Source organism: Aeromonas finlandensis, from assembly GCF_000764645.1.
Taxonomy (GTDB): Bacteria; Pseudomonadota; Gammaproteobacteria; order Enterobacterales; family Aeromonadaceae; genus Aeromonas; species Aeromonas finlandensis.
On sequence record NZ_JRGK01000061.1, the window covers coordinates 56263 to 83210 of the forward strand.

The following is a 26948-nucleotide window of genomic DNA, read 5'->3' on the forward strand; positions in this document are numbered from 1 at the left end:
CGGCAGTATAGCGGATTTTTCCTCCCCCTTTGCCATCCCTGGCCCGTGGTGTTCGGTGTGAGAGTCGTTTACTCTTGATGCACGATTTTTTAACGAGCAGCCAGCGTCCGATGAGCGACCCCCACAAGAGCAAACCCGAGCACATCTCTGCCGACCAACTGGATCACCCCAAGCGCAAACCTGAGATCCTCAAGGCCGAAATAGTGGCCGAGAGCCGACTGTTCAAGGTGGAGTCCCTGCACCTCAAGTTTTCCAACGGTGAAGAGCGGGTCTACGAGCGGATGCGCGGCGGCAACCGGGGTGCAGTCATGGTGGTGCCGCTGTTCGATGCCCACACCCTGCTGCTGGTGCGCGAATACGCTGCGGGCACCCACTCCTACGAGCTGGGCTTCCCCAAGGGGCTGATCGACCCGGGCGAGAACGCCTTCGAGGCGGGCAACCGGGAGCTGATGGAGGAGGCTGGCTTTGGCGCCAACAGCCTGACCCTGCTCAAGCAGGTGTCGCTGGCGCCCGGTTACTTCTCCAGCCGGATGGATATTTTGCTGGCGCAGGATCTCTTCCCCGAGCAGCGGATCGGCGACGAGCCGGAGCCCCTCGAGGTGATCCCCTGGCCCCTCAACCGGATCGACGAATTGCTGGCACGACCCGACTTCACCGAGTCGCGCTGCATCAGTGCCCTGCTCTTGGCCCAAAAGTGGCTGGCGGAGCAGGCAGAGTAGCCCGCAGACGGGCAGTTAACAGACAGAGGATAACGAGATGCAGGAGTTGTTGGCCTGGGTGCCGGGGGTCAAGGAGATTGCCCGCGAAGCCGGAAGGATCCTTCACGACATCTATCACGGCGGTCAGTTCGAGCGCCAGCTGAAGGAGGATGCGACCCCGGTCACCAGTGCCGATCTTGCTGCTGATGCCTACCTCAAGCAGGCGCTGTCGGCGCTCACCCCCCATGTGCCGGTGCTGACCGAAGAGGCGGCCGATGTGCCCTTCAGTCAGCGTGCCAACTGGCGGCAGTACTGGTTGGTGGATCCCCTCGACGGCACCGGCGAATTTATCGCTGGCAGCGGCGATTTCGCCACCCTGATCGCCCTGGTACGGGACAACGTACCGGTGCTCGGGGTCATCTACGCCCCCGAATCTGACGTGCTCTACTGGGCGGTGCGCGGCTACGGCGCCTTCAAGGAGGTGAATGGCGAGACCCTACCCATCAGCGCCATGCATCACGAGCATGACCAGCCCGACTCGCTGGTAGTGGCCATCAGCCGCCGCCAGAAGCTGGAGAACCTCACCCGCCGCCTCAACCCGGCCATCAACTACGAGCTGATCCCGCTCGGCTCCAGCTCCCTCAAATCCTGTCTGGTGGCGGAAGGGGCGGCCGATTGCTACGTGCGGCTCGGCCCTACCGGCGAGTGGGACACCGCCGCCGCCCAGTGCATCGTCGAGGCGGCAGGTGGCCGCATCCTCAGCCTGGCGTTGCAGCCGCTCAGTTACAACGAAACCGAGTCGCTGGAGAACCCGGACTTTATCGTGATGGGGGATCCGGATCTCGCCTGGGGCAGCATTCTGGCCCACTAGGCGGCTCGAGACGTCACCACGCCAAGCAATCAGGCGGCCCAATGGCCGCCTGATTTTTCAGGATAGTTGCCCGGGGTGATGGCCGGAGTGATCCGCTGCCCAAGGCCTACCTGAACAGCGTGATTCGCTGGCAAAGCAGCGAAATGACAGTGAAACATCACAATCGGTCGGTGAGAAACGGTGCGGTTTTTCATGTAATCCTGAAAATGCACCATTAGCCAAAATAAAAAAATGAGTCGAGATCAAATTTTAGTTTTATGTTTCACAAAATCAATCAATGTCAGTTTTGTTGCATTATGTGATCCAGATTCCATTCCCAATATCACTGGCTAAAGCCAGCAATGGCAGTGATATGTTTCAGCCCCGCTTTTTGAGAATTAAATCCCGATAAACCACAATAAACTCAGATTAAAACACTAACAAAAAGTGAATTAGTAATGAGTCTATCTGTAGAGGCTACCAAGGAGCTATCCGGTTCCCACTCCGCCACGGCCAGCACCACCCGCTGGCGTCGCCACGATACCCACTGGACCATCAGCCTGTTTGGCACCGCCGTTGGCGCGGGCATCCTGTTCCTGCCCATCAATCTGGGTCTGGGCGGGATCTGGCCCCTCGTTATCGTCGCGGTACTGGCAGGCCCCATGACCTTCCTCGCTCACCGCGGGCTGGCGCGCTTCGTGCTCTCCTCTTCCCGCCCCCACGCCGACTTCACCGAAGTGGCGGAGGAGCATTTCGGCAAGATGGCCGGTCGCCTCATCTCGGCGCTCTACTTCCTCTCCATCTTCCCGATCCTGCTCATCTACGGGGTCGGGCTGACCAACACGGTGGAGAGTTTCATGGTCAACCAGCTCGGCATGGCGACCCCTGATCGGGTGATGCTCTCCGGCGTGCTGGTATTCGCCATGATCGCCGTGATGCTGGCGGGTGAAAAAGCGATGCTGCGCGCCTTCGCCTTTATGGTCTATCCGCTGGCGGCCATTCTGGCGGCGCTCTCCTGCTACCTCATTCCCCAGTGGCAGTGGCCGGAAGTGACCGCGTTTGAGGGCGGGAGCTTTCTTAACACCGTCTGGCTGGCGCTGCCGGTCACCGTGTTCGCCTTCAGCCACGCCGCCGCCATCTCCGGCTTTGCCAACGTGCAGCGACGTGAATATGGCGAGCAGGCGGAAGCCAAGAGCGGCCTGATCCTGCGCAACACCACCGTGATGCTGGTGGGCTTCGTGCTGTTCTTCGTCTTCTCCTGCGTGTTGAGCCTATCCCCAGCCCAGCTGGCCGAAGCCAAGGCCCAGAACGTCTCTGTGCTCTCCTATCTCGCCAACATCACCGATAACCCGGTGATCGTGACTCTGGGGCCGCTGATCGCCTTTATCGCCATCAGCTCCTCCTTCCTCGGTCACTTCCTCGGTGCCCGCGAAAGCCTGAAGAGCCTGATCGCCAAGCCCACCGGCCTGCCGCTGGCCAAGGCGGACAAGCTGGGCATCGCCCTGATGTTCTTCGCCATCTGGGGTGCCGCCGTCATCAACCCGGGCATTCTGGGACTGATGGAGACCCTCTCCGGCCCGGTCATCGCCATGATCCTGTTCATCATGCCGGTGATTGCCATCTACAAGGTGGAAGCACTGGCCCGTTTCCGTCACGGTTGGACCAACGGCTTTATCCTGCTGACCGGTTCGCTGGCGGTATCGGCGCTTATCTTCAGCCTGTTGAAGTAACAGCAGCCCTGTAAACGGGGCGGCAGAAACGACAAGAGGCGACCCATGGGTCGCCTCTTGTGCATGGCAAATCGTCACTCTTTGTCGAAATCTTCGATCTCTTTGCCCAGCGCTTCCATGATGGTGCGCGCTTCGGCAGGGACGCTGTCCGGATGATCCTTGCGCAAGTCTTCGTCACAAGGGAGTGGCTGACCGGTGAAAGCATGCAGGAAGGCTTCACAGAGCAGCTCGCTGTTGGTCGCATGACGCAGGTTGTTCACCTGACGGCGAGTGCGCTCATCGGTCAACACTTTCAACACCTTGAGCGGGATCGAGACGGTAATCTTCTTGACCTGTTCGCTCTTCTTACCGTGTTCCGCGTAGGGGCTGACGTAGTCGCCGTTCCACTTTGTTCCCATGACTCACCTGTTCTCATTTAGCCGTGAGCGCGGATTTTAACCCTTAAGGAAATTAATGGCAATCCAACAGCAAAGCCATTTAGACGTCTAGAAGTGTTGACGGCTTTTTTGTGCTGGCGTAAGGTGGTTCACCATAGGCCAGCAATGGCAGGATCGCCGTGGCGCAGGCAAAGCAACCATCGCCCAGAGACAGTTCAAGGAGAGAGTGACATGACCCACAAGGCCACCCTGGCAGTTCGCACCGGGATTGAGACAGACCAGCAGCACGGTGCCGTGGTGCCCCCCATTTACCTCTCCAGCAACTACACCTTTGCCGACTTTGGCGAGCCCCGTCAATACGATTATGCCCGCTCCGGCAATCCGACCCGCACCAATCTGGCGGACGCGCTGGCGGCGCTGGAAGGGGGCGCAGGCGCCGTGGTCACCGGCACCGGCATGGGCGCCGTCCATCTGGTCACCACCGCCCTGCTCAAGGCGGGAGATCTGCTGATCGCCCCCCACGACTGCTACGGCGGCACCTGGCGTCTGTTTGAATATCTGGCGGCTAAAGGCCACTACCGGGTGCAGTTTGTCGATCAGGGTGACGAGGCCGCAATGGCCGCCGCACTGGCGCAAAAGCCTGCACTGGTGTGGGTTGAGACCCCCTCCAACCCGCTGCTGCGGGTGGTGGATATCAGCGCCATCGCCAGCGCCGCCCACGAGGTGGGTGCACAGGTGGTGGTGGACAACACCTTCCTCTCTCCTTTGCTGCAACAACCGCTGGCCCTCGGTGCCGATGTGGTGGTGCACTCCACCACCAAGTACATCAACGGCCACTCCGACGTGGTGGGCGGGGTGGCGATTGCCAAAGAGGCCGCACTGGCCGAATCCCTGGTGTGGTGGGCCAACTGTCTGGGGCTCACCTCCGGGGCGTTCGACTCCTACCTCACCCTGCGCGGCCTGCGCACTCTGGCCCCCAGATTGCGCACCCATCAGGAGAACACCGATCGCATCCTCGCCTTCCTGCAACATGAGCCGCTGGTGAAACGCATCTATCACCCCAGCCTGCCGAGCCATCCGGGCCATGATATTGCGCGCCGTCAACAGTCCGGCTTCGGCGCCATGCTAAGTTTTGAACTCGATTGCAGCGAGGCGGGCATTCGCGCCTTCCTCGCGGCCCTCACCCTCTTCTCGGTGGCCGAGTCCCTCGGCGGGGTGGAGAGTCTGGTGGCCCATCCAGCCAGCATGACCCACAGGGCCATGACCCCGGCGGCGCAGCAGGCAGCAGGCATCAGCAGCCAGCTACTGCGGTTGTCGGTCGGTATTGAACACGGTGAAGACCTGGTGGCCGATCTGGCTCAGGCTTTTGAACAGGCGCAGCAGGCAGAACAGGTAGCGAAGTAATGGAACAGCAGCAACAAGGAGAGATCGCGGTGGCAGCAGAAGCAGGATTGAAGCGACGTCACGTCCACAAGTTTGGTGGCAGCAGTCTGGCGGATCCGGTCTGTTATCGCCGGGTCGCCAGTATCGTTGAACAGCAGGTGGGCGGGGATGAACTGATCGTGGTCTCCGCCGCTGGCAAGACCACCAACCGGCTGATCCAGCTGGTGGAGCTGGCCGAAGCGGGGGACGAAGCCGCCGGTGAAGCCATCTCCGCCCTGCAGGCCTATCAGCAGAGCTTGATCGACGGCCTGCTGGAGGGTGAACTGCAGCTCGATCTGAGCAAACAGCTGGCCGACGACATGCAGCTGATCGCCAAGACCCTGGAGGGGCAATTTGACCGCTTCGCCCGCAACGGTCTGCTCGCCTTTGGCGAGGTGTGGTCGGCGCGCCTGCTGGCAGCCCTGCTTACCAGCCGCGGCGACAAGGCCATCTGGCTCGATGCCCGCAGCTTCCTGCGCGCGGAGGATGGCGCCCTGGTCAAGGTGGATACCGCCCTCTCCAGCGAACTGCTCAAGGCGCGACTGGCCGAGCATGCCGGTCGCATCGTGGTAACCGGCTTTATCGCCGCCGACATGGAGGGGCGCTCCCTGCTGCTCGGTCGCAATGGATCCGACTACAGCGCCAGCCTGTTGGCACTGCTGGCGGACGGCGAATCGACCACTATCTGGAGCGATGTGGCCGGGGTCTACAGCGCCGACCCGCGCCGGGTGAAGGAGGCACGTCTGCTGGAGCGCCTGAGCCTCGCCGAAGCGAACGAGCTTGCCCGCCTCGGCTCCTCGGTACTGCACTCGCGCACCCTGCAACCGGTGGCCGACAGCCGCCAGCGCCTCACCCTGCGCTGCAGCTACAACCCGGACGAGGGCTGCACCCATATTCTGCGCCGTGCGCCGCGCTCCGGCGGCGCCCGCATCGTCTCCTCGGTGGATCAGATTGCCCTCATCGAGCTGAAGGTGTTGCCGCAGACCAACTATGAACAGACGGTGGCCACCATCGAGGCCCATCTGGCCCGTCACCGTCTCAACCCGCTCACCCTGCAGCGCCAGCCGGATCGCCGGATCCTGCGCCTCGCCTACACCCTCGAAGTGGCGCAGGGGGCTTTTGAATTGCTGCGGGACTTCCAGCTGCAAGGGAGCTTCACTGGCCTCATCCAGAAAGAGGGGTACAGTCTGGTGGCGCTGGTGGGGGCCGGGGTGACCGACAATGCCGAGCAGTGTCATCGCTTCTATCAGCTGCTGGCAGATCAGCCGCTGGAGTTCGTACAGGTGGCGAGAGATGGCTTGAGTCTGGTGGCGGTGCTGCGTCAGGTGGTGCTGGAGCCGCTGCTGATCGCCCTGCACAGCGCCCTGTTCAGCCGCCCGACCCGGGTCGGACTGGTGGTGTTCGGCAAGGGCAATATCGGCGGCCACTGGCTGAGCCTCTACGCCCGTGAAAAGGCCCGCCTCGAACATGAACTCAATCTGGCGCTCACCCTCTACGGGGTGTTCGGATCGGAAGGGGGGCTGCTGGATGAAGAGGGGCTCAACCCCCTCAAGGTGCAGGACAACTTCAATCCCAAAGCGCTGATCTGGCCAGAGTTGCTCTCCCAGCTTGAGCAGCACGGCTTCGATGCGCTGATTGCGCTGGACATGACCGCCAGCGAAACGGTGAGCCGCTACTATCCGGATTTTGCCCAGCTCGGCATCCACATCATCGCCGCCAACAAGTTTGCCGGTGCCGCCGACAGCGAGTTCTACCAGCGCATCAAGCAGACCTGCCGCGACCATCAGGTGCAGTGGCGCTACAACGCCACCGTGGGCGCCGGGCTGCCGATCCAGTCCAGCATCCAGATGCTGCGCCAGAGCGGTGACCGCATTCAGGGGGTCTCCGGCATCTTCTCCGGCACCCTCTCCTGGCTGTTCCAGCAGTATGACGGCACCCGCCCCTTCTCCGAGCTGGTGGACGAGGCGTGGCAGCACGGCCTGACCGAACCGGATCCCCGTGAGGACCTCTCCGGTCAGGATGTACGGCGCAAGCTGCTCATTCTGGCGCGGGAAGCGGGCTTCGAGCTCGACTCCGCCGATATCGAGCTGGAGAATCTGGTGCCCGTCCCGCTGCGCAAGGTGACCGCCGATCAGTTCATGGACAGGCTCAAAGAGCTGGATGGCCCGATCCAGACCGCCTTCGAAGGGGCCAAGCGCCTCGGCAAGGTGCTGCGCTACGTGGCTCGCTTCGAGCATGACGGCAAGGCGCGGGTCGGACTGGAGGCGCTGGAGCCCCACCACCCGTTCGCCAACCTGTTGCCGTGCGACAACATCTTCGCCATCGAGAGCGACAGCTACCGCACCAATCCGCTGGTGATTCAGGGGCCGGGGGCGGGTCGGGAAGTGACCGCCGCAGCCATCCAGTACGATCTCTGGCAGATCTGCGCCAGCCTCTAAGGCAGATAAGGGAGCACCTCACTCCCGCGCACAATAAAAAAAGCCCGAGTCGATGACTCGGGCTTTTTGTTGCTGAGGGAGCTCTCTTAGGAGAAGCAGGCCTGCAGCACGTAGAAGATCGCGATGGCCAGAATGGCACCGGCAGGCAGGGTGATGATCCAGGAGACCACGATGTTGCGCAGTACCCCCAGATTCAGCGCCGCAATACCGCGCGCCAGACCAACCCCCATCACCGCACCGACCAGGGTCTGGGTGGTGGAGATGGGCAGACCGGTGCCGGAGGCAATCACCACGGTCGCGGCAGTCGCCAGCTGGGCAGCGAAACCACGGCTCGGGGTCAGGTGAGTGATGCCGGTACCGACCGTTGCCATCACCTTCTCGCCCATGGTCGCCAGACCGATCACGATACCGATGCCGCCCAGCGGCAGGATCCACCAGGCAATGGCTGCCTGACCGGAGATCTCGCCACCGGAAGCCACGATAGAGGCCACCGCAGAGAGCGGGCCAATGGCGTTGGCCACGTCGTTGGAGCCGTGGGCAAACGCCATGGCACAGGCGGTGATCACCATCAGGATGCCGAATACCTTCTCCACGTTGGCGAAGTGCATCTTGCTGTCATCCTGCGGGTTGTACTTCTGACCGCGAATGTAGATCCAGCCGGCAAACGCCACTGCGATGGAGATGGCGATGGAGAGCAGAATGCCCTCGCCATCGGTCAGGTGCAGACCAACGTGGGTCAGCCCCTTCTTGATGGTCACCAGACAGATCACCAGCGCAGTCAGGAACATGTAGAACGGCACATAGCGCTTGGCATTGTTCAGCGGATCATCGGTGTTGAAGATAAGCTTCTGCACGCTGATGAACATGAAGTAGGCGATGACACCGGAGATGGCCGGGGTGATGACCCAGGAGCCAACGATGCCGCCAAACTTGCTCCACTGCACCGCTTCCGGGCCAATGCTCACCACCGCAAAACCGACGATGGCGCCGATGATGGAGTGAGTGGTAGAGACCGGCCAGCCGAAGTAGGAGGCCAGGATCAACCAGGCGCCCGCCGCCAGCAGGGAGGCGATCATACCGAGCACCAGCAGGTCCGGACTATCGACAAACGCATTGCTGTCGATGATGCCGTTACGGATGGTGGCCGTCACTTCGCCACCGGCCAGATAGGCACCGGCAAACTCGAAGATCATGGCAATGATGATCGCCTGACGGATGGTCAGGGATTTGGTGCCGACCGATGTGCCCATGGCGTTGGCTACGTCATTCGCGCCAATGCCCCAGGCCATCAAAAAGCCGAACAAGGCCGCCACGAGCACCAGAGTGGTGCCGTAATTCGCGATAATGTCCATTAATAGTGTTTACCCAGTCAGTCGATTACGAACGAGCCAGCATCAGTTCCAGACGGGCGCCTACACGCTCGGCCTGATCTGCCAGGTCACCTACCCATTCGAGGATCTTGTAAAGGAACATCACATCAATCGGATTGTAGTTGTGCTCAACCGCTTGCAGCTGTTGGCGCAGTCCGATCTGCATGGTGTCTGTATCGTCCTCGATCAGATCCAGCTGGTGGATCATCTCGGCAACCATTTCCACTTCCCGTCCTTTGAAGCCGGTCTCGAGCAGCTCGTCGAGCTCCCCGATCGCTTTCTCGGCCTGAGCGGTCGCATCAATACAACGTTTGAGGTAAGCCATGAAATCCGTCCGCATTTCGGCGGGGAACTCCATGCGACGGCCAAGCATGCGGCCGGAGATATCCTTGGCACGGTTGGCAATCTTGTCTTGCTGGGTCAACAGCTCCAGCAGGTCGGTACGTGCAACCGGCAGGAACAGGCCGCGAGGCAGTTTCAGACGGATTTCACGCTTGAGGGTATCTGCCTCTTTTTCCAGTTGGGCGATCTGCTGCCGGATCTTCTCGGCATCTTCCCAACGGTCTTCGGCAACGGCGTCAAAGAAAGGGACCAACTGCTGGGAGCACTGGTGAACCTTGACGATATGCTTCTGCAGCGGCTTGATGGGGGACTTGGCAAAAAGCCCCAAAATAGTATTTACTGGCATGGCCAAACCTGTGTCGGTGAAAAAACACTCGATACGATTTTATGAGGCGCGCATGGTAACCGAACTGCGCACTCAATTAAACCGCGAATTAATCTAGTCGTCTCGCGGGCATTATATCCCCGTGACCCGAATCCTGCCCCCCAAAGTTGCCTGCCAGCCCGGAATGACTATGCAAACTGAGATCGAGATAAAGTTTTTTGTCGCCAGCGACATTCAACCAGAGTTATCCAACCTGCTGAATTCTCTTGAGATTAAAGAATCATCCCAACAGCAGCTCGGCAACGTCTATTTCGATACGCCGACCCTAGCCCTGCGCCAGTTGGAGATGGGTTTGCGGATCCGCCGCTGCGATGCCTTCGCCGAACAGACCATCAAATGCCGCGGCCAGGTGGTGGGCGGCCTGCACGCCAGACCCGAGTACAACGCCCCCGTGAGCGGCGATCTGCCGACCCTCTCGGCCTTTCCCGATGAGATTTGGCCGACCCTGACCGAGCGCGACCACATTCAGCAGCAGCTGGTCGCCCAGTTTCGCACCGACTTCCTGCGGCGCCACTGGCTGATCGCCTTCGAGAACGCCGAGATTGAACTGGCCTGGGATCAGGGCGAGATCGTCGGCAGTCAGGGGTGCACAGCGATCAACGAGCTGGAACTGGAGCTCAAGTCGGGCGATACCACAGCGCTGTTTGCACTGGCCCGGCGCCTCGCCAGGATCGGCGGACTGCGCCTCGGCGCCCAATCCAAGGCCCAACGCGGCTATCGACTGGCTGGCCTTGGCAAACCGCTGGCCCTGCAGGCACTGATCGAACATGAAGGTATGGATGGCATAACGGGGGTAAGCGAAGGGCTGTGCCACTGGCAGCATCACGAGCAACTCTGGCTGGAGCATCCACAGAATAAAGGCGTTCAACAGCAGGCGTTCGATGCCTTGTGTCAGGGAGTTGATCTGGTCGCCCGCAGTGCAGCCAGGCTGCCACAACCAGCGCCCTGGCTGCCAGCTCTGACCAGCCTGCACACACATCTGCAAAACAGGCCGAACGAGCATAACGAATGGCCTGCCGAACTGGCCGATCTCTTCCTCTATCCGGCGTATGTCGAGTTGCAGCTGGCCATCGCCGCCTGGCTGCATCACGCTGCGTAAGCGGGGCTATACCGGCACTATATGCCAGCACTTAAGGTCGGAAATAAAGGCCGGAAACAAAATGGGTGAGCCTTGGCTCACCCATTTTGCATTACAGCAGGTTGAGCTGCTGCATGGCGCTGCGAATGCGCTCGCGGGTCGCTTCCGACAGCGGCATCACCGGCAGGCGGCACTCCTCGCTACAGAAACCGAGCAGGGAAGCAGCATATTTGGCACCGGCCGGGCTCGGCTCGGCAAACATCGCCTGATGAAGCGGAATGAGTGTGTCTTGCAGTTCCCGCGCTTCTTGCCACTTGCCAGCCAGCGTGAGGTTCTGCACCTCGGCCACCAGCTTGGGGGCCACGTTGGCGGTCACCGAGATACAGCCCTGGCCGCCACCGATGTTATAGGCCACAGCCGTGGCATCTTCACCGGATAGCCAGGCGAAGGGCTTTTTGATCAGCTGGCGCTCGGTCCAGGGGCGCGCCAGATCGCCAGTGGCATCTTTCACCCCGGCAATGCGCGGCAGTTCAGCCAGACGGGCCAGAGTGCCGGGCTGCACATCGACAATGGCGCGCGGCGGGATGTTGTAGACGATGATGGGTTTGGCGGTGGCGTCGTGCACTGCCTTGAAGTGGTGGTAGAGCCCCTCCTGATTGGGGCGGTTGTAGTAACCGGCCACATGCAGGGTGGCATCGGCGCCCACCCGCTCGGCATGGAGGGTGTACTCGATGGCTTCGACCGGGTTGTTGGAACCGGCCCCGGCAATGACAGGAACGCGCCCCGCCACCTGCTTGACCACCAGCTCCACCACCCGGCAGTGTTCGTCGTGGGTCAGGGTCGGACTTTCACCCGTGGTGCCCACCGGCACAATGCCGTGAGTGCCCTGTTCGATATGCCACTCCACCAGACGCAGCAACGCCTCTTCATCCAGCTTTCCCTGTCGAAACGGGGTGATCAACGCAACGATTGAACCTTGAAACATGGGATCTCCTTCTCCTAAATGACACGCATATGGCAATAAAAAACCCCGGTACGATGTGCGCAACCGGGGTTTGAAGCTTCTCAGGGATGAGAGGTTACGCGCGAACGTCGGCAGGCCCGAATGTCAGGCTTTTTTTATGCTTTCGTTTCAACCCGTTGAACCGCATTTCGTCATCTCTGGTCAAAAAATGGTGTCTGGGCATATTTCGGGAACACGGCATAAATGTCAAGGCGAAAGGGGCTATGTATAATGGCCGCCCAAAATTGCGTGGAGAGACCCGATGAGCAGCCCAATCAGTGCCGTCAGCCAGATGCTGGAACGAAACCAAGCCCTCTTTGTCGGCAAGCGGCTACTTGTCTGCGGCGCGCTGGAGGATGACTATCCTCGCCAGCTGGCGACCCTGGCCCAGACCCTGACCGTCTTTACCACCGATTACTGCTACTACCGCAGCCAGCAGGCCGCCCTCGGCGAGGCCATCCTGTTCGACCACCAGCTCGGTGGCGCCCCCCGCTTCGATGCCCTGTTGCTGCTGATGCCCAAGGCCAAGGCCGAGGCGCAATACCTGCTGGCCATGATGACCCCCTTGCTGGAGGCGGGTGCCGACCTGTTCCTGGCCGGTGAAAACCGCGGCGGCATCAATGGCGCCGACAAGCTGCTGGCCCCCTATGGCGAGAAACCTGTCAAACGTGACTCGGCCCGCCGCTGCTCCCTCTATCACGGCGAGCTTTGCAAGCCGGTTGAACCGTTCGATCTGGATAGCTGGTTTGGCCGCTACCAGTGCAAGGCCGGTGATACCGAGCTGACCGTGCTGGCACTGCCCGGCGTCTTCAGCGCCGCCGAGCTGGATCTCGGCACCCAGATGCTGCTGGCCGCGGTGCCGCCGATGAAGGGCGAGCTGCTCGATTTCGGCTGTGGCGCCGGGGTGATTGGGTCTGTGCTGGCCAAGCGCAATCCGGATCTGCGGGTCAACATGGTGGATATCAGCGCGCTGGCGCTCGAGTCGAGCCGCCGCACCCTGGCAATCAATGGCCTGCAGGGCAAGGTCACCGCTTCCGATGTCTATTCGGATGTCTCCACCCGTTTCCAGCATATCGTCTCCAACCCACCATTCCATGCGGGTCTCAAGACCTTCTATGCGGCGACTGAACAGTTCCTGGCCAAGGCACCGGAGTTTTTGCTGCCAAATGGCTCGCTGACCATTGTTGCCAACGCCTTCTTGCGCTACCAGCCTATACTGGAAACACACTTCAAACGGACTGAGGTGATCAGCAGTGATGCCAAATTCAAGGTCTATCTGAGCAAAGCGTAAATAAGTGTAAGCAGCACAATAAAACAGCTAGAGAGCGCCATCCGGTATCTGGTAAGGTACTAAGAGCATTATAAAAACCACCCCTTTAGGGGTGTTTTTATACCGAACATTGAAAACCTTTTCATATTGTTCATTCAGGGAGAGAAATACGATGGCAGGCATTTTGACCATGATCCTGGCTGGTGGCGAAGGTACTCGCCTGCAGCCTCTGACCACCACCCGCAGCAAGCCTTCCGTCCCCTTCGGTGGCAGCTATCGGCTGATCGACTTTGTCCTCAACAACTTCGTCAATGCAGACTTTCTGCGTATCTATGTCCTGACCCAATTCAAATCCCAGTCCCTCTACCTGCACATGAAGAAGGGCTGGAATATCGTCGGGATCACCGACCGCTTCATCGATCCCATTCCGGCCCAGATGAGAATGGGCAAACGCTGGTATGACGGCACCGCCGATGCCATCTACCAGAACCTCGGCTTTATCGAACGGGCCGAACCGGATCACGTCTGCATCTTCGGCTCCGACCACATCTACAAGATGGATGTGAGCCAGATGGTGACCTTCCACAAACAAAAGAGTGCCGCAATGACGGTCGCCGCCCTGCGCATGCCTATCGCAGAGGCAAGCGCATTCGGGGTGATCGAAGTGGATACCGAAGGACGGATGATCGGATTTCAGGAAAAACCGAAGCAGCCCAAGCACATCCCCGGCGATCCGACCCAGGCGCTGGTCTCCATGGGCAACTACATCTTCGAGACCGATGCCCTCTGCCGCGAGTTGAAACGGGATGCCGCCGAGGACAACTCCAGCCACGACTTTGGCAAGGATGTGATCCCGAGCCTCTACCCGCGCGCTCCCGTCTATGTCTACGACTACAGCACCAACGTTATCCCGGGCGAGAAACCGCACGTCTACTGGCGAGATGTGGGCACCCTGGACTCCTACTGGCAGGCGCACATGGATTTGGTGGCCGACAACCCTCTATTCTCTCTCTACAACCGCAAGTGGCCGCTGCACACCCACTATCCAGCATTGCCGCCAGCCACCTTCATCGACAGCGACGAGTGCAAGGTGAAGATCGCCAACTCCCTCATCTCCGCCGGTTGCTTCATTCAGGGCAGCCAGATCCAGCGATCCATCCTCGGCTTTCGCTGTAATATCGGCGCTTGCAGCCATATCAGTGAATCCGTACTGCTGGGGGATGTGAAGATTGGTGAAGGGTGCTCTATCCGGCGCGCCATCATTGATAAAAACGTTGAAATTGCACCCGGCACCGTTATCGGTGAAAATCTCGACCACGATAGAGAGCGATTTACCGTATCCGAAGGCGGTATCGTGGTGGTACCTAAGGGAGCAAGAGTTGGCTATTAACCCACTGAAAATCCTGTTTGTTGCCTCGGAAGTTGAGGGGCTGGTCAAGACCGGGGGCTTGGCAGACGTTGCCAGAGCCCTACCGATGTACCTGGCCCAGAAGGGGCATGATGTCAGGATCATGCTGCCCTTCTACAAGACGATAAAGCGACGGGATGAGGCCAGACTGGTCGCTTCACGCTGGCTGCCTACCCATCCGGGGCTACCGGATATCGGTTATCGCATCTACCAGATGGAGCTGGATGGCGTCTGCGTCTATCTGCTTGACTGTCCACAATATTTCGATCGTCCCCAGCTCTATGCTGAGAATAATCAGGCCTATCCGGATAATGGGGAACGCTTTGCCTTTTTCTCGGCCGCTGCCCTCCATGCTTGCGAGCAGCTTGGCTTTGCCCCGGATATCGCCCACTGCAACGACTGGCACACCGGCCTGCTGCCGCTGCTGCTGAAAACCCGTCACGCACACAACCCTTTCTTCCAGCAGACCCGCAGCGTGATCAGCATTCACAATGCGGCGTTTCAGGGGGTATTCGGCCGTGAGCAGTTCTGGGCAATGCCCGAGATCGCCGACTACGAACGCCGCATCAACTACGACTACGGCCACGTCAACCTGCTCAAATGCGGGGTGCTCTACGCCGACAAGATCAATGCGGTCAGCCCCAACTATGCTCAGGAGCTGCTGACTCACCTCGGCGCCCACGGCATGGCCAATATCTTCCAGCAACGGGCAGCCGATCTCTGCGGCATCCTCAACGGCTGCGACTACAAGGACTGGGATCCGGAATTCGACGAGTTCCTGCCTGCGGCCTACAGCATCGACAACATGGCTGGCAAACAGATCTGCAAGCAGAGCCTGCAGCAGGAAGCAGGGCTGGCCGTTGCGGATCTGCCCATCTACGGCATGGTTTGCCGCCTGACCGAGCAGAAAGGCGTTCCCCTGCTGCTCCCGGCACTGGAGAAATTCCTCCACCACCAGGTACAAGTGGTGATCGTCGGCTCTGGCGATCCTGCGCTCGCCACGCAACTGCAAACCATGGCCCGGGATTATCCGGGCAAGCTCGCCTTCATCAACACCTATGACGATCGCTTGGCACATCTGGTCGAAGCCGGTGCCGACTTCTTCCTGATGCCCTCGTTGTTCGAACCTTGCGGCCTCAACCAGATGTACAGCCTCGCCTATGGCACCCTGCCACTGGTGCGCGCCGTGGGTGGTCTGAAAGATACCGTGGTGGATTGGGATGCCGATCCCGAGCATGCCACCGGCTTTTGCTTCAACGATCCGACTGCGGCCATCCTGCTCGATACCATGCGCCGCAGCCTGCTCTATTTCCTGCAGGACAAGGAACGTTTTGCCAAGGTGCAGCGCAATGCCATGAACACCCGCTTCAACTGGCCTGACTCGGTCACCCAGTATGAACTGATGTATCAGAGCGCATTGGGCCGTTACTGAGCACTAAACGTCAGCTAATTGCTGAAGTTTTGTACCCTTGGTGCCACTTTGAGCGTCAACAGCGAAAAAAGTCCCCTTTGGCTGTTGACGCTCCCCCAAAACTCTATAGAATCCCCCTCCGCAGTGATGCGAAGGTGGCGGAATTGGTAGACGCGCTAGCTTCAGGTGTTAGTGTCCCACGGATGTGAGGGTTCGAGTCCCTCTCTTCGCACCAATACTGCCATGCTGATTCAGCAGCATGTAAATCCAACTAGAAAACCCGAATGTGCGAAGGTGGCGGAATTGGTAGACGCGCTAGCTTCAGGTGTTAGTGCCCCCCGGGTGTGAGGGTTCGAGTCCCTCTCTTCGCACCATGCTTCTCCAGACAGCATGTAAATCAAAACTGGTAACACAATGTGCGAAGGTGGCGGAATTGGTAGACGCGCTAGCTTCAGGTGTTAGTGTCCCACGGATGTGAGGGTTCGAGTCCCTCTCTTCGCACCATGCTTTATCCAGACAGCATGTAAATCCAGACTGGAAACCCGAATGTGCGAAGGTGGCGGAATTGGTAGACGCGCTAGCTTCAGGTGTTAGTGCCCCCCGGGTGTGAGGGTTCGAGTCCCTCTCTTCGCACCATGATTCTGACATGTAAAAACAGAGCAATGCGCTCCAACCGCATTTAAAAACCAGCTGGAGAAAATCAGTGTGCGAAGGTGGCGGAATTGGTAGACGCGCTAGCTTCAGGTGTTAGTGTCCCACGGATGTGAGGGTTCGAGTCCCTCTCTTCGCACCATTCATTACGCAAAAGGCCCATCACAAAAGTGATGGGCCTTTTGTTTTTACTCCTTGTTATGGCTATGCTTTTGACGACTCCCCGCCCATCGTCATGCCAAGGAACGCATATGATACTGGATACCGACATTCACAACTTTTACGAACATCTGGTGCTCAAGGAGATTGAGAGACAGGGGCTGCAACAGAAGCTCACTGGCGACCAGATGGCCGACCTCTGCTGCCTTACCCTCAACCAGCTCCCTTCCCACTATATTCGCCACGATGTCGACATGATCTACTTCCTGACCGATGCCAAACGCACCGAAATGGAGAAGCTGGTCGTCGAATCGCTCAAGCTGGCACAGCAGAAGATCAAGCAGGCTCCCGTCAAAACCTCATAGCCAGGGCTGCTGCCAGAGCAGGGTAACGATACCGGTCAATCCGGCCACTGGCAGCAAGATCAAGGCTGGCCGCAATCCGGGCTCCAGCATCACCCAGGCAGCCAGCAGAAAACCGGCACTCCAGGTGCCGTACTCTTTATCCTGACCCCATGCGAGTACGGCCACCGCCACCAGCAACATCATCCCCCGCAATATCCAGCGCATTGTTTTCTCCCCAACCAACAATTGATAATAATTATCATCTGCATTTATTGGGAGTGCAAGTCGCGTCGCAAGTAAGCTTCGTATGTGACCATTTATGTCAACAGGGCGCTCAAAAACGGGTTATGAGATCAACTAATTTGTGATTTTTTCAATCAAATGTGCATTTTTACCAATTTGATGGGGCTTTAACCCGCTAGGTTTGTGGTAGATTGCGGCCTCTTTTTGGGTTGGCCCCTCGGGATAGGTGTATCCACAGGACGAGAGGGAGTGACCTTGGCGAGCAAGAGTTTAGGAAGTATCTATGCAAAACCAACAAAACCACATCCGACTACCGGGCATGGCACAGGTGTTTGCCTGTCTGGCCATTTTCCTGGCCTTGGCATTCTCGTTCACCAGCGTGCTCGATCTGCCGATCCAGCTGGCTCTGTTCATCGCCTGGTTCGTCATCATGGGGCTCGGCATCAAACTCGGCCATGATTACAAATCCCTGGAGCAGGCTGCCGTTGACGGTGTCGCCAAGGGAATGGGGGCCATCCTGATCCTGGTCTCCGTCGGCGCCCTGGTCGGCACCTGGATTGCCGGCGGCATTGTCCCCAGCATCATCTATTTCGGCCTCAAGGTGATCCATCCGTCCATCTTCCTGCTGGCGACCCTGATCATCTGCTCCCTGACCTCACTGGCCACCGGCACCTCCTGGGGCTCTGCCGCCACCGCAGGTATCGCCATGATGGGGATCGGCCACAGCCTCGGCGTGCCTGCACCGCTGGTAGCCGGTGCCGTGCTCTCCGGCGTCTACTTCGGTGACAAGCTCTCTCCACTTTCCGACTCCGTGGTGCTGGCCTCGACCATGTCCAACGTCGACGTGGTGGAGCACATCAAGGGGATGCTGCCGATCAGCCTGCTCTCCTATGTCATCACCGCCGTCCTGTTCACCGTGGTTGGCATGCAGTATTCGGGCAACGTCAGCCTGGAGCAGGTCAATCTGGTGATGGAGGCCCTCGACAACCAGTTCAACATCACCCCGCTGGCCATAGTTCCGGTGGTAATGGTGCTGGGCCTGTTGGCCAATCGCAAGCCAGCCTTCCCGGTGATCAGCTTTGGCGCCCTGCTGGGTCTGATCTGGGCCATCGCCTTCCAGGGCATGGATCCGGTCAAGGCAATGCACTCGGCTTATAGTCCGTTTGCCATCACCTCCGGCATCGACTTTATCGACAACATTCTCGGCCGTGGCGGCATGGAGTCCATGCTGGGCTCAGTCGCGGTCATCATCTTCGGTCTCGGGTTTGGCGGCCTGCTGGAGAAAGTCGGCATTCTGGAAGTGATCGCCAGCGCCTTCGAGAAGCGCATAAACAGCGTCGGCAGCCTGACCAGCCACACCATCGGCACCGCGTTTCTGGCCAACGTCTTTGGCTCGGCCATGTATGTGTCGCTAATCCTGACCCCCAAGATCATGGCCAAAAACTACGATCGACTGGGACTGGCGCGCAAGAACCTCTCTCGCAACGCCGAGTTTGGCGGCACCCTCACCTGCGGCATGGTGCCCTGGAGCGACAATGGCATCTTCATGGCCGGGGTACTGGGGGTCGCGACCCTCGACTACCTGCCCTACATGTGGCTTAGCTTCACCTGCATCATTGTGACCATCACCCTCGCCTACATGGGCAAGGCTGTGAACCGGATCCCGCTGGTCGCGGCGGCAAGCTCCCGCTAAATCATCCTGCAAACAACAAAGGCGCCATCAAGGCGCCTTTGTTGTTTCAAGAAGATGCTATTTGGCAACGAGCTCTGACCACCACAAACAAAAACGGCCCTCGTCGCCGAGAGCCGTTTCATCAGACCGATAACGCCGATCAGATGGAGAAGCTGGAGCCACAGCCACAGGTCGTGGTGGCGTTGGGGTTGGTCACGGTGAAGCGTGAACCTTCCAGACCCTCGGTGTAATCCACACTGCCACCTACCAGATATTGCAGGCTCATGGGATCGATCACCATGGTGACGCCGTTCTTCTCGACCACGGTATCCCCGTCGTTGATCTTCTCATCAAAGGTAAAGCCATACTGGAAACCGGAGCAGCCCCCACCCGTGATGTATACCCGCAGCTTCAGCTCCGGATTCTCTTCCTCGGTGATCAGGTTCTTCACCTTGTTGGCCGCCGCATCCGTCATCTGGATGGGCAGCGGGGCTTCTGCTACTGCACTCATTACTGACCTCACAACCATTAGATCCACAAACATGGAAACCGCGAAATTATCCAATACCCGACCATTCAGTTCAAGTATTCACCACGTTTAACCGGCAGCGGGAACCGGAGCAGGCGGTGCGGCAACCAGCGGCTTGATCACCTCGCCCCACTCAACCAGCAGCTCTTGTGCCGGTTGCCTGCCATCCTTGTTGATGGTGACACGGATCCGATCCGGCACAAAGCCTTCCGGCAACTGCCAGTTCCCTTCCAGCAGCTGAAAATAACGCAGGGCATAGCGCCACTCGCTCACCTTCATCCCGAGATCGCGGCCGGTCAGCGTCTTCGGCTTGTCGGCCAGACTTCCCTCGACCCGGATCTGCACCTGACCGCGAAACAGCTCCCGCTTCTTGGCAGGCTGGGTCAGGGCGAGACGGTAGTGGTAGCGACCGGGAATGCTGGTCTCCTGCAGGGTCAGGTTGTCGATCACCACACCCACCTGCTCGCCGGTGGGGCGCATGATCCGCTCGAAAAAGGCCAGCTGACGCTTGAGCTCCTGCACCTGCGCCTCCTGACTCTTCAGGGTGGTCTGCAACTGCTCGAAGGCCGCTTTCTGGGTCGCCAGCTGGGTATCTTTCACCCCCAGCTCGGTCTTGAGCTGGCCGATGGCCTTGCCCTGGCGATCCAGCGTCTCCTGCTGCACCACCAACAGACTGCTCTGGGCCAGCTCCTGACGGTTACCGACAAAGTAACCGATGAGCCCGCCAACGGCTAACACGACCAATAACTTCAATAGATTGGACATAGCCCCTCATCCCGTTATCACGCCATTTACGGCAGCGCCTCTCCCTTCACTATACCGCCCGGACCGGGGTCAAACGCGATAAAGGGAAAAATTAACTGGCCGTGGCGCTGCCATCACCCCGCTTTTGACGCGCGGCGAGCCGTAAAGTTCGCTCCAGGATCTGGGAATAGATGGGTCGGCCACCCAGCCACTGGGCAACCAGGGTCGCCCCGACCGTGGTGATCATCATCGGCAGGATCAGCTGATAGTTGTCGGTCATCTCGGTGACCAGCACGATACCGGTGATGGGGGCGCGCACGGTGGCGGCAAACAGCGCCCCCATCCCTGCGATGGCAAAAGCGCCGGGTTCGATGCCCAGCTCGGGAAATGCCGCATGAAACAGATGGCCGAACACCACGCCAAACAGGGTGCCCAGCGCCAGGGTCGGCGCAAACACCCCGCCCGGCGCACCGGAGCAGAAGCAGATGAGGGTCGCAACCAGCCGCACCGAGAAGATGAGGAACAGGGTCGCCATCGCATACTCATCCCCCATCAGATGAGGGATAAGCTCGGTACCGCCCCCCGTCACCGCAGGGGCGAACAGCGACAACACCCCAAACGTCCCGGCGACCAGCATACCGATGGCCACGAAACGGTGGCGCTTGTTCTGGTGCAGCGCCAGATAGCCATCCTGACAGGCCAGCACCAGCTTGTTGAAGACAAAACCCAGCACCCCGAAGGTGGCCCCCATAAAGAGGAACAGCCAGAGCGCCTTGAGGGCTGGCGCATCGTAGTGGGGCAAGGTGATCACCGCCCCCTGCCCCTTCATGTTCTGCAACATCAGGGTCGCCATGATGGCGGAGATCCCCACCGCCTTGATGGCCAGGAAGGAGTAGCGGAATTGCGGCCGCATCTCCTCCATCACGAACAGGATGCCCGCCAGCGGCGCATTGAAGGCAGCTGCCAGACCGCCCGCCGCACCGGCGGCCAGCAGGGCGTGGCCATGCTCCTTGGGCAGCCGGAAGATATCCGCCACCATCTTGCCGAGGTTGCCGCCAATCTGTACCGAGGGCCCCTCCCGCCCCAGCACCATGCCGGAACTCAGAGTGCAGATGCCACCGAAGAACTTGACCGGTAACACCCGCCACCACCGCACCGGGCGCAGATCGTCCATCGCCCCCTCGATCTCGGGAATGCCGGAGCCGCCTGCCTCGGGGGCAAAGGTATGAGTGAGGAAGTAGCCGACAAATCCCAACAAGGCGCTGAAGCCAAAGCCAAGCAGACCGAGCTGCCACCAGGGACGGTCGGCCAGCAACGCGATGCGTTGCTCTGCCAGCCAGTGGACACCCGATTCGAACAGGCCGCACACCAGCCCGGCCAGGGTGCCGACCAGCGCCGCCAGCAACAGAACCAGCAAGGGCATCTTGTCTTGCCGGATAATGCGGGAAAGCGGCCCCCGCGAAGAGGTATCGGCTTCAGAGGAGAGAGCTTGTTGCGCCATCTTGTTACACCAACTTGGAAAAACCATATCGTCAGCTAGCTGAGATCAGGATCACCCGGCGCGCAGCTCGGCTGCCCAAGGCTGGGGCTTTCTGCTATAGTCGGCCCGTTAAATTTTTGTCACGGGAGCAGACCGAGAGTCCGGGTGGCGAGAGCGCAAAGCATACTCCTCATGCCCCTGCCTGCCGAGCCTCAATCGGCTGCAATCCCTTGTGTGACGCCCAAAATCCCATTAAGGATGATCCATGTCAAAATCAGATCAGCTGTTTGAACAGGCCCGCCAGACCATTCCAGGTGGCGTCAACTCACCGGTCCGCGCCTTCAATGGGGTCGGCGGCACGCCCCGCTTCATCGACCACGCCGATGGCGCCTATCTCTATGATGTGGATGGTCAGGCCTACGTGGATTACATCGGCTCCTGGGGCCCCATGCTGCTGGGTCACAACCACCCGGCCATCAAGGCCGCCGTCATCAAGGCCGTTGAGAAGGGGCTGAGCTACGGTGCGCCGACCGAGATCGAAGTGCTGATGGCCGAGAAAGTGCGCCAAATCGTCCCCTCCATGGAGCAGGTGCGAATGGTGAACTCCGGCACCGAAGCCACCATGAGCGCCATCCGGCTGGCCCGTGGCTACACCGGCCGCGACAAGATCGTCAAATTCGAGGGTTGCTACCACGGCCACGCCGACTCCCTGCTGGTCAAAGCAGGTTCCGGCGCCCTGACCCTGGGTCAACCCAACAGCCCGGGCGTACCGGCCGATTTCGCCAAACACACCCTGACCTGCGTCTTCAACGATCTGGAGTCGGTGCGCGAAGCCTTCACCCAGTACGGCAACGAGATCGCCTGTATCATCGTTGAGCCGGTGGCCGGCAACATGAACTGCATCCCGCCGGTGCCCGGTTTCCTGGAAGGGCTGCGCGCCATCTGTGACGAGTTCGGCGCCCTGCTGATCCTGGACGAGGTGATGACCGGCTTCCGCGTCTCCCAGCGCGGTGCTCAGGGTCACTACAACATCGACCCGGATCTCACCACCCTTGGCAAGATCATCGGTGCCGGTATGCCGGTGGGCGCCTTCGGCGGCAAGAAAAAGGTGATGCAATACATTGCCCCGACCGGCCCGGTCTATCAGGCAGGCACCCTCTCCGGCAACCCGGTGGCCATGGCGGCCGGTCTGACCATGCTGGATCTGCTGCTGGAGCCGGGCCTCTATGAACAGCTGAGCGCCAAGACTGCACGGGTTGCAGAAGGGCTGAAAGCAGCCGCAGCCAAACACGGTATCCCGCTCGCCATCAACTATGTGGGCGGCATGTTCGGCTTCTTCTTTACCGAAGAGAGCGAAATCACCCGCTACGAGCAGGTCACTCGCTGCGACATGGAACGCTTCAAGCGCTTCTATCACCTCATGCTGGAAGAGGGCGTCTATCTGGCGCCGAGCGCCTACGAGGCAGGCTTCCTGTCACTGGCTCACGGCGATAAGGAGATCGAACATACCCTGGCCGCCGCCGAGCGCAGCTTCGCCAAGCTGGCGGGCTAAATCGCCGCAGGTTGTCGCAAAGGGCCCGTAACGGGCCCTTTTCTATTGCAGAGCATCCATCACCACACAGGGCGGCAATACGCCCATTTCTGGTGCATTACCCCCTCATCATCCGTCGCTTTGTCATTCTCTGGTGCAACTTGCCTCGCCATCCCTGTCATAAAGCAGGCCCACTATTTGCACATCCGCAACAAAGCCCACGTCACCGAGGTCCATATGGCAGAGATGAGCCCCATCGATGTGCTGCGGCGCTATCAGGAGTATCAGGAGGAGCTGACCCCGCTACTGCAGGGGCTGCTCAGCGCCCCCCTTGCCTCGCTCAAGCGGTATCCCTTTGTTGTCAGCATTGACCACTATCAGGGGCCGATGTGCATCCAGCCTGCGGTACCGGCGGCCCATAACCGGCTGCACCTCATCGTGCAGGGGCAGGGACGGGAGATCACCGTCTGTCTGAATCAACTGATTGGCTGGTTGATGGGGGACCGGGAGCGCCGCCGCGCCATGCCCTGGTTCAAGGCGGTCTATGTGGTACTCAGCATGGCGCTGTTTCTCATCGTCGCCACCCTGATCTGGCACGGGCTGGAGCAGCTCTACCAGCTGTTGCGCGGTGAACAGCAGAGCCGGCTCGGCGCCTTTAGCGCCATCATCTTCCTGACCTTGGCACTGGCGGTGTTTGATCTGGGCAAGACCATTCTGGAAGAGGAGGTGCTGCTGCATAAGGATATCTTCCGCCACAGCGCCATTCGCCGCACCATCACCCGCTTTATCGCCGCCATTCTGATCGCGGTCTCCATCGAGGGGTTGTTGCTGCTATTCAAGGGGTCGCTCGGCCAGAGCGAGCTGCTCTGGCCTGCGGTCGGGGTGATGGGGTGTGCGGTAGGTTTGCTGCTGGCGCTCGGCCTCTATGTCTTTCTGGGGGCCAAGGCCGAAGCTGCACTGGTACAGGCTAGCCTGCGCTCTCCACCGCCAGTTGCACAGGGAAGCGACGCGCCGCCCGCCAGGAGGCGTACATGGTCCAGGAGGTATAGATGACGATAAAGGCAACCAGCCACTTCAGCATCTCCATATCCATGGATTTGACCAGCATGGCTGCCAGCACCACCCCAATGGGGCCGAAGATGGCCACCGCCAGCACCGCTTTGGCATCGAACGCCCCTTTGCGGATAAAGGTGCCTGCGGAGAAGACGCTAAGCACAGCGGTGGAGCCCATCATGATGGGGAATGCCGCCAGCGGATTCATCCCTAGCAGATAGACCAGCGTCATGCAGGGGGCAAACAGGCCGATGCCGACATTCATCAGCACCCCGAAGATGAAATTGCCGAGCAGGGCGATCGCCAACTTGTAGCCGCTGAGCCCCATCGCATCGCCGCCTACAGGGAAAAGACCCAGCAGACCGGCAAAGATCAGCCCTGCGACGACCAGCAGGGAGATTGCCATCACCAACCGGATAGTCTGCCGATCAAACGAAGCCACATGGCGAGCCCCCCAGGCGGCGCCCGCTGCGGCGGCAATCATCATGCTGATCAGCGTCAGTGGATCCACCGCCACTGCACCGACGAAGATCAACGACTGAGTCACGGTCGGCAACACGCACTGCCCATTGAGGGTACCCGGCAGCACCCGATCATCGATCAGCTTGAACTGCTTGTAGCAGGCGGTCTTTACCGCAAAGCTGCCCACCCCCAGGGTATCGAGGAAGTTGGCAACCCCGCCGATCAACGCCACCGGCCAGAAAGGCGTGGCCTCGAGCGTGCCGTTACACTTCTTCTGCCAGCAGGCCTGCACCAGCATAAAGACAAATGCCAGGCCGCCGACTATAAAAATAATCCGCAAAATATCAACTAACATATGGGTTTCTCCTGCACCGGGCGGCGATTCTAAGGCAGGGCACAGAAAAAGTCTTGGCTGTAATTAAGCAGGCTTCACGACCCGTCAGGAGGCGTTGAAATCTTTCCAGATAGAAGTCGAACGACTCTGCTAATACTTGTTACTGAGGCCAACAGGCCGGGTCCTGAGCACGTTGTTATGGTCCTTTCGCGACGACCACCTGTGCCAAAGGACATAATGAAAAAGAGGGCCGGTAGCGATACCGACCCTCTTTCTGTATCTGGCCGGGGCGCAGAGCCCCAACCATGACAACCGCTTATTGAATGCTCTTGCCGGCACGCACGTCCTTGATAAACCCCTTCAGACTGGCTAGATCACGGGGTGCGCCGCGCAGGATCTGATCCCCGATGATGAAGGCCGGGGTACCGGAAATACCGAGCGCTTCAGCCAACGTACGGTTGGTGCCGAGGTTCTGGTCAATGCTGCCATCCTTGATCTTGGCCTCCACCTTGCTCCAGTCAACACCGGCCGCCACTGCCAGCTGCTTGACCTGTGCTTCATCAGAGAGCGGGCCCTGATGGGTATAGAGCTTCTCGTGGAACGCCTGGTACTTGTCAGGCTGACCCAGTTGCACCGCCAGTGCAGCGCGAGCAGCGAAGTAGGAGGACTCGCTCAGAATGGGGAACTGCTTGTAGATGTAACGGATATCTTTATCTTCCGCCATCAGCTGCTTGACCAACGGATGGGCCCGCTTGCAGTAACCGCAGTTGTAATCGAAAAACTCCACAATGGTCAGCGAGGCCTTCGGATTCCCCATCTCGGGATCCTTATTGGCATAAAGTTGCTTGGCGTGAGCCTTGATCAGCGACTTGTCACTCTCGGCCTGCTGGCTCTCCTGCTTGGCACGCAGGGCATTGGACATCTCGACCAGGATCTCGGGATTCTTGACCAGATAGTCGCGAACGATTTGCTCGACATCGCTTTTGGTCAGCTCGCTCGCATGTACCGGCGTCGCCAGCAGGGTCACGCCAGCCAGCGCGCAAAACAGGGCATTTTTAATAGTCATAACGTTATCTTGCAGAGGATATGATAGAGGCCACTATAGTGGTTGAGTCTGTTTTCAAGTCAAGTTATCTGGCCAAAAAAGCGCTTGATGCGCCCTGATTGCCACTTTTTCATGTCATTTAGCGCAATTAACCAGCAATCGAACCAGGCAGGGATTTACAAGCCGGATCAGCATGGTAATATTCGCCGCACTGCTGCGGAGGGGTGGCAGAGCGGCTGAATGCACCGGTCTTGAAAACCGGCGATGGGCGACCATCCGTGGGTTCAAATCCCACCTCCTCCGCCATTTATTCCGAGCCCATGCAACGCAAGTTGCGTGGGCTTTTTGTTTTTATCCTTTCTCTATTCCTATCACTTAGCCTTTCATGGCACACCATTAGCCACCTCACCATAAGCCACCACTTCTGACGGCTTTCCAGCATTTTCCATTCAGCCCCATTTTGCCCTGAAAGAGCTGGGGATTGGCAAACTGAAGGTGGAGAAGATCATCCGTTATGCCAAAGAGCAGGGGATTGGCCAGTTATCCGGCATGACCATGCCCAGCAATCGCGGCATGGTCAACCTCGCCAAGCGGCTGGGCTTCAAGATTGCTGTCCAGATGGAGGAGGGGGTGGTCAATATGGCTCTGACCTGCAACCAGCAGGCGACAGAAGGCTGATTTGACCACCTGTAGAGTCGTTCAAATGGCTGTTAATGAAGCTGATAAGGCTCTGATATAGCTAGGAGATGGTGGAAATAACCGGCTTTTTAGTTCTCTTGCGGCAGATAAAAGCCAGATATTGGCTGTTTAACACGCTAAAAACACCAAAGCCCGATCGAGAGGCCGGGCTTATATGTTCGTTCTTGCGTACAAATCTGTGAGCCGATGGGGAAAAACCGTCCATAGCAAAAAGGCCTTC

Annotated in this window: 25 protein-coding genes, 6 tRNA genes and 1 pseudogene; 20 read left to right on the forward strand and 12 right to left on the reverse strand. The window is 59.3% G+C overall.

The annotated features are described in order from the left end of the window. Window positions 1-110: 110 nt before the first annotated feature. Together nudE and cysQ are read left to right on the forward strand one after the other, a co-directional pair. A complete protein-coding gene (gene nudE / locus LD28_RS0108100) occupies window positions 111-719 on the forward strand; it encodes an ADP compounds hydrolase NudE (protein ID WP_033136475.1) in 609 nt (202 codons plus the stop codon). A 37-nt stretch (window positions 720-756) separates the two neighbouring features. Next, entirely contained in the window at window positions 757-1569 is an 813-nt protein-coding gene (cysQ, locus tag LD28_RS0108105; protein WP_033136476.1) for a 3'(2'),5'-bisphosphate nucleotidase CysQ, read from the forward strand. 29 nt (window positions 1570-1598) lie between these two features. Here cysQ and LD28_RS22935 read toward each other — a convergent pair whose 3' ends face one another. After that, window positions 1599-1763: a hypothetical protein gene (locus LD28_RS22935; RefSeq protein WP_156120147.1), complete on the reverse strand. Its 165-nt coding sequence runs from the start codon at window positions 1761-1763 to the stop codon at window positions 1599-1601. Between the two features lie 243 nt (window positions 1764-2006). Between LD28_RS22935 and LD28_RS0108110 the strand changes: the two genes are divergently transcribed. Beyond that, a complete protein-coding gene (locus tag LD28_RS0108110; protein WP_033136477.1) occupies window positions 2007-3278 on the forward strand; it encodes an aromatic amino acid transport family protein in 1272 nt (423 codons plus the stop codon). 74 nt (window positions 3279-3352) lie between these two features. Here LD28_RS0108110 and metJ read toward each other — a convergent pair whose 3' ends face one another. Beyond that, on the reverse strand, window positions 3353-3676 hold the full coding sequence (metJ, locus tag LD28_RS0108115) for a met regulon transcriptional regulator MetJ (RefSeq protein ID WP_033136478.1): 324 nt from the start codon (window positions 3674-3676) through the stop codon (window positions 3353-3355). A gap of 210 nt (window positions 3677-3886) precedes the next feature. On the opposite strand from metJ, the gene metB reads away from it, so the two are divergent. Both metB and LD28_RS0108125 read left to right on the forward strand, forming a co-directional pair. Beyond that, window positions 3887-5059 (forward strand): cystathionine gamma-synthase, encoded by a 1173-nt coding sequence (gene metB, locus LD28_RS0108120; RefSeq protein ID WP_033136479.1) that lies wholly within the window; start codon window positions 3887-3889, stop codon window positions 5057-5059. Further along, the gene (locus tag LD28_RS0108125) at window positions 5059-7515 is read left to right on the forward strand and encodes a bifunctional aspartate kinase/homoserine dehydrogenase II (RefSeq protein ID WP_033136480.1); all 2457 of its coding nucleotides are present in this window, start codon (window positions 5059-5061) and stop codon (window positions 7513-7515) included. Before metB ends, LD28_RS0108125 begins: the two co-directional genes overlap by 1 nt. 86 nt (window positions 7516-7601) lie before the next feature. On the opposite strand, the gene LD28_RS0108130 is transcribed toward LD28_RS0108125, so the two are convergent. Next, complete coding sequence (locus tag LD28_RS0108130) at window positions 7602-8867, reverse strand: inorganic phosphate transporter (protein WP_033136481.1); 1266 nt, start codon at window positions 8865-8867, stop codon at window positions 7602-7604. 25 nt (window positions 8868-8892) lie between these two features. Further along, a complete protein-coding gene (locus LD28_RS0108135; protein WP_005340244.1) occupies window positions 8893-9573 on the reverse strand; it encodes a TIGR00153 family protein in 681 nt (226 codons plus the stop codon). Window positions 9574-9742: 169 nt separating this feature from the next. Here LD28_RS0108135 and LD28_RS0108140 point away from each other — a divergent pair, with 169 nt between their 5' ends. Further along, window positions 9743-10711: a CYTH domain-containing protein gene (locus LD28_RS0108140; protein WP_033136482.1), complete on the forward strand. Its 969-nt coding sequence runs from the start codon at window positions 9743-9745 to the stop codon at window positions 10709-10711. Window positions 10712-10802: 91 nt separating this feature from the next. Here LD28_RS0108140 and dapA read toward each other — a convergent pair whose 3' ends face one another. Further along, window positions 10803-11675, reverse strand: a complete 873-nt coding sequence (gene dapA, locus LD28_RS0108145; protein ID WP_033136483.1) for a 4-hydroxy-tetrahydrodipicolinate synthase — start codon at window positions 11673-11675, stop codon at window positions 10803-10805. 280 nt (window positions 11676-11955) lie between these two features. Here dapA and rsmC point away from each other — a divergent pair, with 280 nt between their 5' ends. The 9 genes from rsmC to LD28_RS0108190 all read left to right on the forward strand — a co-directional run bounded on the left by rsmC (window position 11956) and on the right by LD28_RS0108190 (window position 16957). Then, a complete protein-coding gene (rsmC, locus tag LD28_RS0108150; RefSeq protein WP_033136484.1) occupies window positions 11956-12984 on the forward strand; it encodes a 16S rRNA (guanine(1207)-N(2))-methyltransferase RsmC in 1029 nt (342 codons plus the stop codon). A 151-nt stretch (window positions 12985-13135) separates the two neighbouring features. After that, window positions 13136-14353: a glucose-1-phosphate adenylyltransferase gene (gene glgC, locus LD28_RS0108155; protein ID WP_033136485.1), complete on the forward strand. Its 1218-nt coding sequence runs from the start codon at window positions 13136-13138 to the stop codon at window positions 14351-14353. Further along, on the forward strand, window positions 14343-15803 hold the full coding sequence (gene glgA, locus LD28_RS0108160) for a glycogen synthase GlgA (RefSeq protein WP_033136486.1): 1461 nt from the start codon (window positions 14343-14345) through the stop codon (window positions 15801-15803). The genes glgC and glgA overlap by 11 nt, the downstream gene beginning before the upstream one ends. Before the next feature lie 128 nt (window positions 15804-15931). After that, window positions 15932-16017 (forward strand) — tRNA-Leu (locus tag LD28_RS0108165). A gap of 53 nt (window positions 16018-16070) precedes the next feature. Continuing rightward, window positions 16071-16156: transfer RNA gene (locus LD28_RS0108170), tRNA-Leu, on the forward strand. A gap of 44 nt (window positions 16157-16200) precedes the next feature. After that, window positions 16201-16286: transfer RNA gene (locus tag LD28_RS0108175), tRNA-Leu, on the forward strand. 46 nt (window positions 16287-16332) lie between these two features. After that, a tRNA-Leu gene (locus tag LD28_RS0108180) sits at window positions 16333-16418 on the forward strand. 71 nt (window positions 16419-16489) lie between these two features. Continuing rightward, window positions 16490-16575: transfer RNA gene (locus tag LD28_RS0108185), tRNA-Leu, on the forward strand. Window positions 16576-16684: 109 nt separating this feature from the next. Continuing rightward, window positions 16685-16957 carry a late competence development ComFB family protein gene (locus LD28_RS0108190; RefSeq protein WP_033136487.1) on the forward strand — a complete coding sequence of 91 codons (273 nt, stop codon included), beginning with the start codon at window positions 16685-16687 and terminating at the stop codon, window positions 16955-16957. Here the strand turns inward: LD28_RS0108190 and LD28_RS0108195 are convergent. Next, window positions 16952-17161 (reverse strand): hypothetical protein, encoded by a 210-nt coding sequence (locus tag LD28_RS0108195; RefSeq protein WP_005357820.1) that lies wholly within the window; start codon window positions 17159-17161, stop codon window positions 16952-16954. The two genes, LD28_RS0108190 and LD28_RS0108195, sit on opposite strands and share 6 nt — an antisense overlap. Before the next feature lie 301 nt (window positions 17162-17462). On the opposite strand from LD28_RS0108195, the gene nhaC reads away from it, so the two are divergent. Next, window positions 17463-18872, forward strand: coding sequence for a Na+/H+ antiporter NhaC (nhaC, locus tag LD28_RS0108200; protein ID WP_033136488.1), 1410 nt, complete (start codon window positions 17463-17465; stop codon window positions 18870-18872). Between the two features lie 139 nt (window positions 18873-19011). Here the strand turns inward: nhaC and erpA are convergent, their stop codons facing one another. The 3 genes from erpA to clcA form a co-directional block, all read right to left on the reverse strand. Beyond that, window positions 19012-19362, reverse strand: a complete 351-nt coding sequence (gene erpA / locus LD28_RS0108205; RefSeq protein ID WP_005340225.1) for an iron-sulfur cluster insertion protein ErpA — start codon at window positions 19360-19362, stop codon at window positions 19012-19014. Between the two features lie 87 nt (window positions 19363-19449). Next, window positions 19450-20145, reverse strand: coding sequence for a DUF6776 family protein (locus tag LD28_RS0108210; RefSeq protein ID WP_005343032.1), 696 nt, complete (start codon window positions 20143-20145; stop codon window positions 19450-19452). A gap of 91 nt (window positions 20146-20236) precedes the next feature. Continuing rightward, window positions 20237-21625 carry a H(+)/Cl(-) exchange transporter ClcA gene (clcA, locus tag LD28_RS0108215; RefSeq protein WP_033136489.1) on the reverse strand — a complete coding sequence of 463 codons (1389 nt, stop codon included), beginning with the start codon at window positions 21623-21625 and terminating at the stop codon, window positions 20237-20239. Window positions 21626-21869: 244 nt separating this feature from the next. Here clcA and hemL point away from each other — a divergent pair, with 244 nt between their 5' ends. Next, complete coding sequence (hemL, locus tag LD28_RS0108220; protein WP_033136490.1) at window positions 21870-23156, forward strand: glutamate-1-semialdehyde 2,1-aminomutase; 1287 nt, start codon at window positions 21870-21872, stop codon at window positions 23154-23156. Window positions 23157-23372: 216 nt separating this feature from the next. Beyond that, window positions 23373-24188, forward strand: a complete 816-nt coding sequence (locus tag LD28_RS0108225) for a hypothetical protein (RefSeq protein ID WP_033136497.1) — start codon at window positions 23373-23375, stop codon at window positions 24186-24188. Here the strand turns inward: LD28_RS0108225 and LD28_RS0108230 are convergent. Both LD28_RS0108230 and LD28_RS0108235 read right to left on the reverse strand, forming a co-directional pair. Further along, window positions 24103-25005 carry a sulfite exporter TauE/SafE family protein gene (locus LD28_RS0108230; RefSeq protein WP_033136491.1) on the reverse strand — a complete coding sequence of 301 codons (903 nt, stop codon included), beginning with the start codon at window positions 25003-25005 and terminating at the stop codon, window positions 24103-24105. The genes LD28_RS0108225 and LD28_RS0108230 overlap by 86 nt on opposite strands. Window positions 25006-25300: 295 nt before the next feature. Beyond that, a complete protein-coding gene (locus tag LD28_RS0108235; RefSeq protein WP_033136492.1) occupies window positions 25301-26050 on the reverse strand; it encodes a DsbA family protein in 750 nt (249 codons plus the stop codon). 197 nt (window positions 26051-26247) lie between these two features. Here LD28_RS0108235 and LD28_RS0108240 point away from each other — a divergent pair. Together LD28_RS0108240 and LD28_RS0108245 are read left to right on the forward strand one after the other, a co-directional pair. Beyond that, window positions 26248-26335 (forward strand) — tRNA-Ser (locus tag LD28_RS0108240). A 159-nt stretch (window positions 26336-26494) separates the two neighbouring features. Continuing rightward, window positions 26495-26707: pseudogene (locus tag LD28_RS0108245) on the forward strand (N-acetyltransferase family protein); the annotation flags it as partial. Window positions 26708-26768: 61 nt separating this feature from the next. On the opposite strand, the gene LD28_RS23635 reads toward LD28_RS0108245, so the two are convergent. Beyond that, window positions 26769-26948, reverse strand: a 180-nt coding sequence (locus LD28_RS23635) for a hypothetical protein (RefSeq protein ID WP_206538738.1), incomplete at its 5' end; no start/stop codon positions are given.

Excerpts from the sequence above, each read along its gene's own strand:
- nhaC (WP_033136488.1), top strand. The coding sequence starts at position 17,463 with ATGCAAAACCAACAAAACCACATCCGACTACCGGGCATGGCACAGGTG.
- LD28_RS0108140 (WP_033136482.1), top strand. The coding sequence starts at position 9,743 with ATGCAAACTGAGATCGAGATAAAGTTTTTTGTCGCCAGCGACATTCAA.
- LD28_RS0108190 (WP_033136487.1), top strand. The coding sequence starts at position 16,685 with ATGATACTGGATACCGACATTCACAACTTTTACGAACATCTGGTGCTC.
- LD28_RS0108130 (WP_033136481.1), bottom strand. The coding sequence starts at position 8,867 with ATGGACATTATCGCGAATTACGGCACCACTCTGGTGCTCGTGGCGGCC.
- LD28_RS0108230 (WP_033136491.1), bottom strand. The coding sequence starts at position 25,005 with ATGTTAGTTGATATTTTGCGGATTATTTTTATAGTCGGCGGCCTGGCA.
- metB (WP_033136479.1), top strand. The coding sequence starts at position 3,887 with ATGACCCACAAGGCCACCCTGGCAGTTCGCACCGGGATTGAGACAGAC.
- dapA (WP_033136483.1), bottom strand. The coding sequence starts at position 11,675 with ATGTTTCAAGGTTCAATCGTTGCGTTGATCACCCCGTTTCGACAGGGA.
- LD28_RS0108135 (WP_005340244.1), bottom strand. The coding sequence starts at position 9,573 with ATGCCAGTAAATACTATTTTGGGGCTTTTTGCCAAGTCCCCCATCAAG.
- metJ (WP_033136478.1), bottom strand. The coding sequence starts at position 3,676 with ATGGGAACAAAGTGGAACGGCGACTACGTCAGCCCCTACGCGGAACAC.
- erpA (WP_005340225.1), bottom strand. The coding sequence starts at position 19,362 with ATGAGTGCAGTAGCAGAAGCCCCGCTGCCCATCCAGATGACGGATGCG.
- glgC (WP_033136485.1), top strand. The coding sequence starts at position 13,136 with ATGGCAGGCATTTTGACCATGATCCTGGCTGGTGGCGAAGGTACTCGC.
- LD28_RS0108125 (WP_033136480.1), top strand. The coding sequence starts at position 5,059 with ATGGAACAGCAGCAACAAGGAGAGATCGCGGTGGCAGCAGAAGCAGGA.
- LD28_RS0108225 (WP_033136497.1), top strand. The coding sequence starts at position 23,373 with ATGGCAGAGATGAGCCCCATCGATGTGCTGCGGCGCTATCAGGAGTAT.
- rsmC (WP_033136484.1), top strand. The coding sequence starts at position 11,956 with ATGAGCAGCCCAATCAGTGCCGTCAGCCAGATGCTGGAACGAAACCAA.
- LD28_RS0108195 (WP_005357820.1), bottom strand. The coding sequence starts at position 17,161 with ATGCGCTGGATATTGCGGGGGATGATGTTGCTGGTGGCGGTGGCCGTA.
- LD28_RS0108110 (WP_033136477.1), top strand. The coding sequence starts at position 2,007 with ATGAGTCTATCTGTAGAGGCTACCAAGGAGCTATCCGGTTCCCACTCC.
- nudE (WP_033136475.1), top strand. The coding sequence starts at position 111 with ATGAGCGACCCCCACAAGAGCAAACCCGAGCACATCTCTGCCGACCAA.
- LD28_RS22935 (WP_156120147.1), bottom strand. The coding sequence starts at position 1,763 with ATGAAAAACCGCACCGTTTCTCACCGACCGATTGTGATGTTTCACTGT.
- hemL (WP_033136490.1), top strand. The coding sequence starts at position 21,870 with ATGTCAAAATCAGATCAGCTGTTTGAACAGGCCCGCCAGACCATTCCA.
- LD28_RS0108235 (WP_033136492.1), bottom strand. The coding sequence starts at position 26,050 with ATGACTATTAAAAATGCCCTGTTTTGCGCGCTGGCTGGCGTGACCCTG.
- clcA (WP_033136489.1), bottom strand. The coding sequence starts at position 21,625 with ATGGCGCAACAAGCTCTCTCCTCTGAAGCCGATACCTCTTCGCGGGGG.
- cysQ (WP_033136476.1), top strand. The coding sequence starts at position 757 with ATGCAGGAGTTGTTGGCCTGGGTGCCGGGGGTCAAGGAGATTGCCCGC.
- LD28_RS0108210 (WP_005343032.1), bottom strand. The coding sequence starts at position 20,145 with ATGTCCAATCTATTGAAGTTATTGGTCGTGTTAGCCGTTGGCGGGCTC.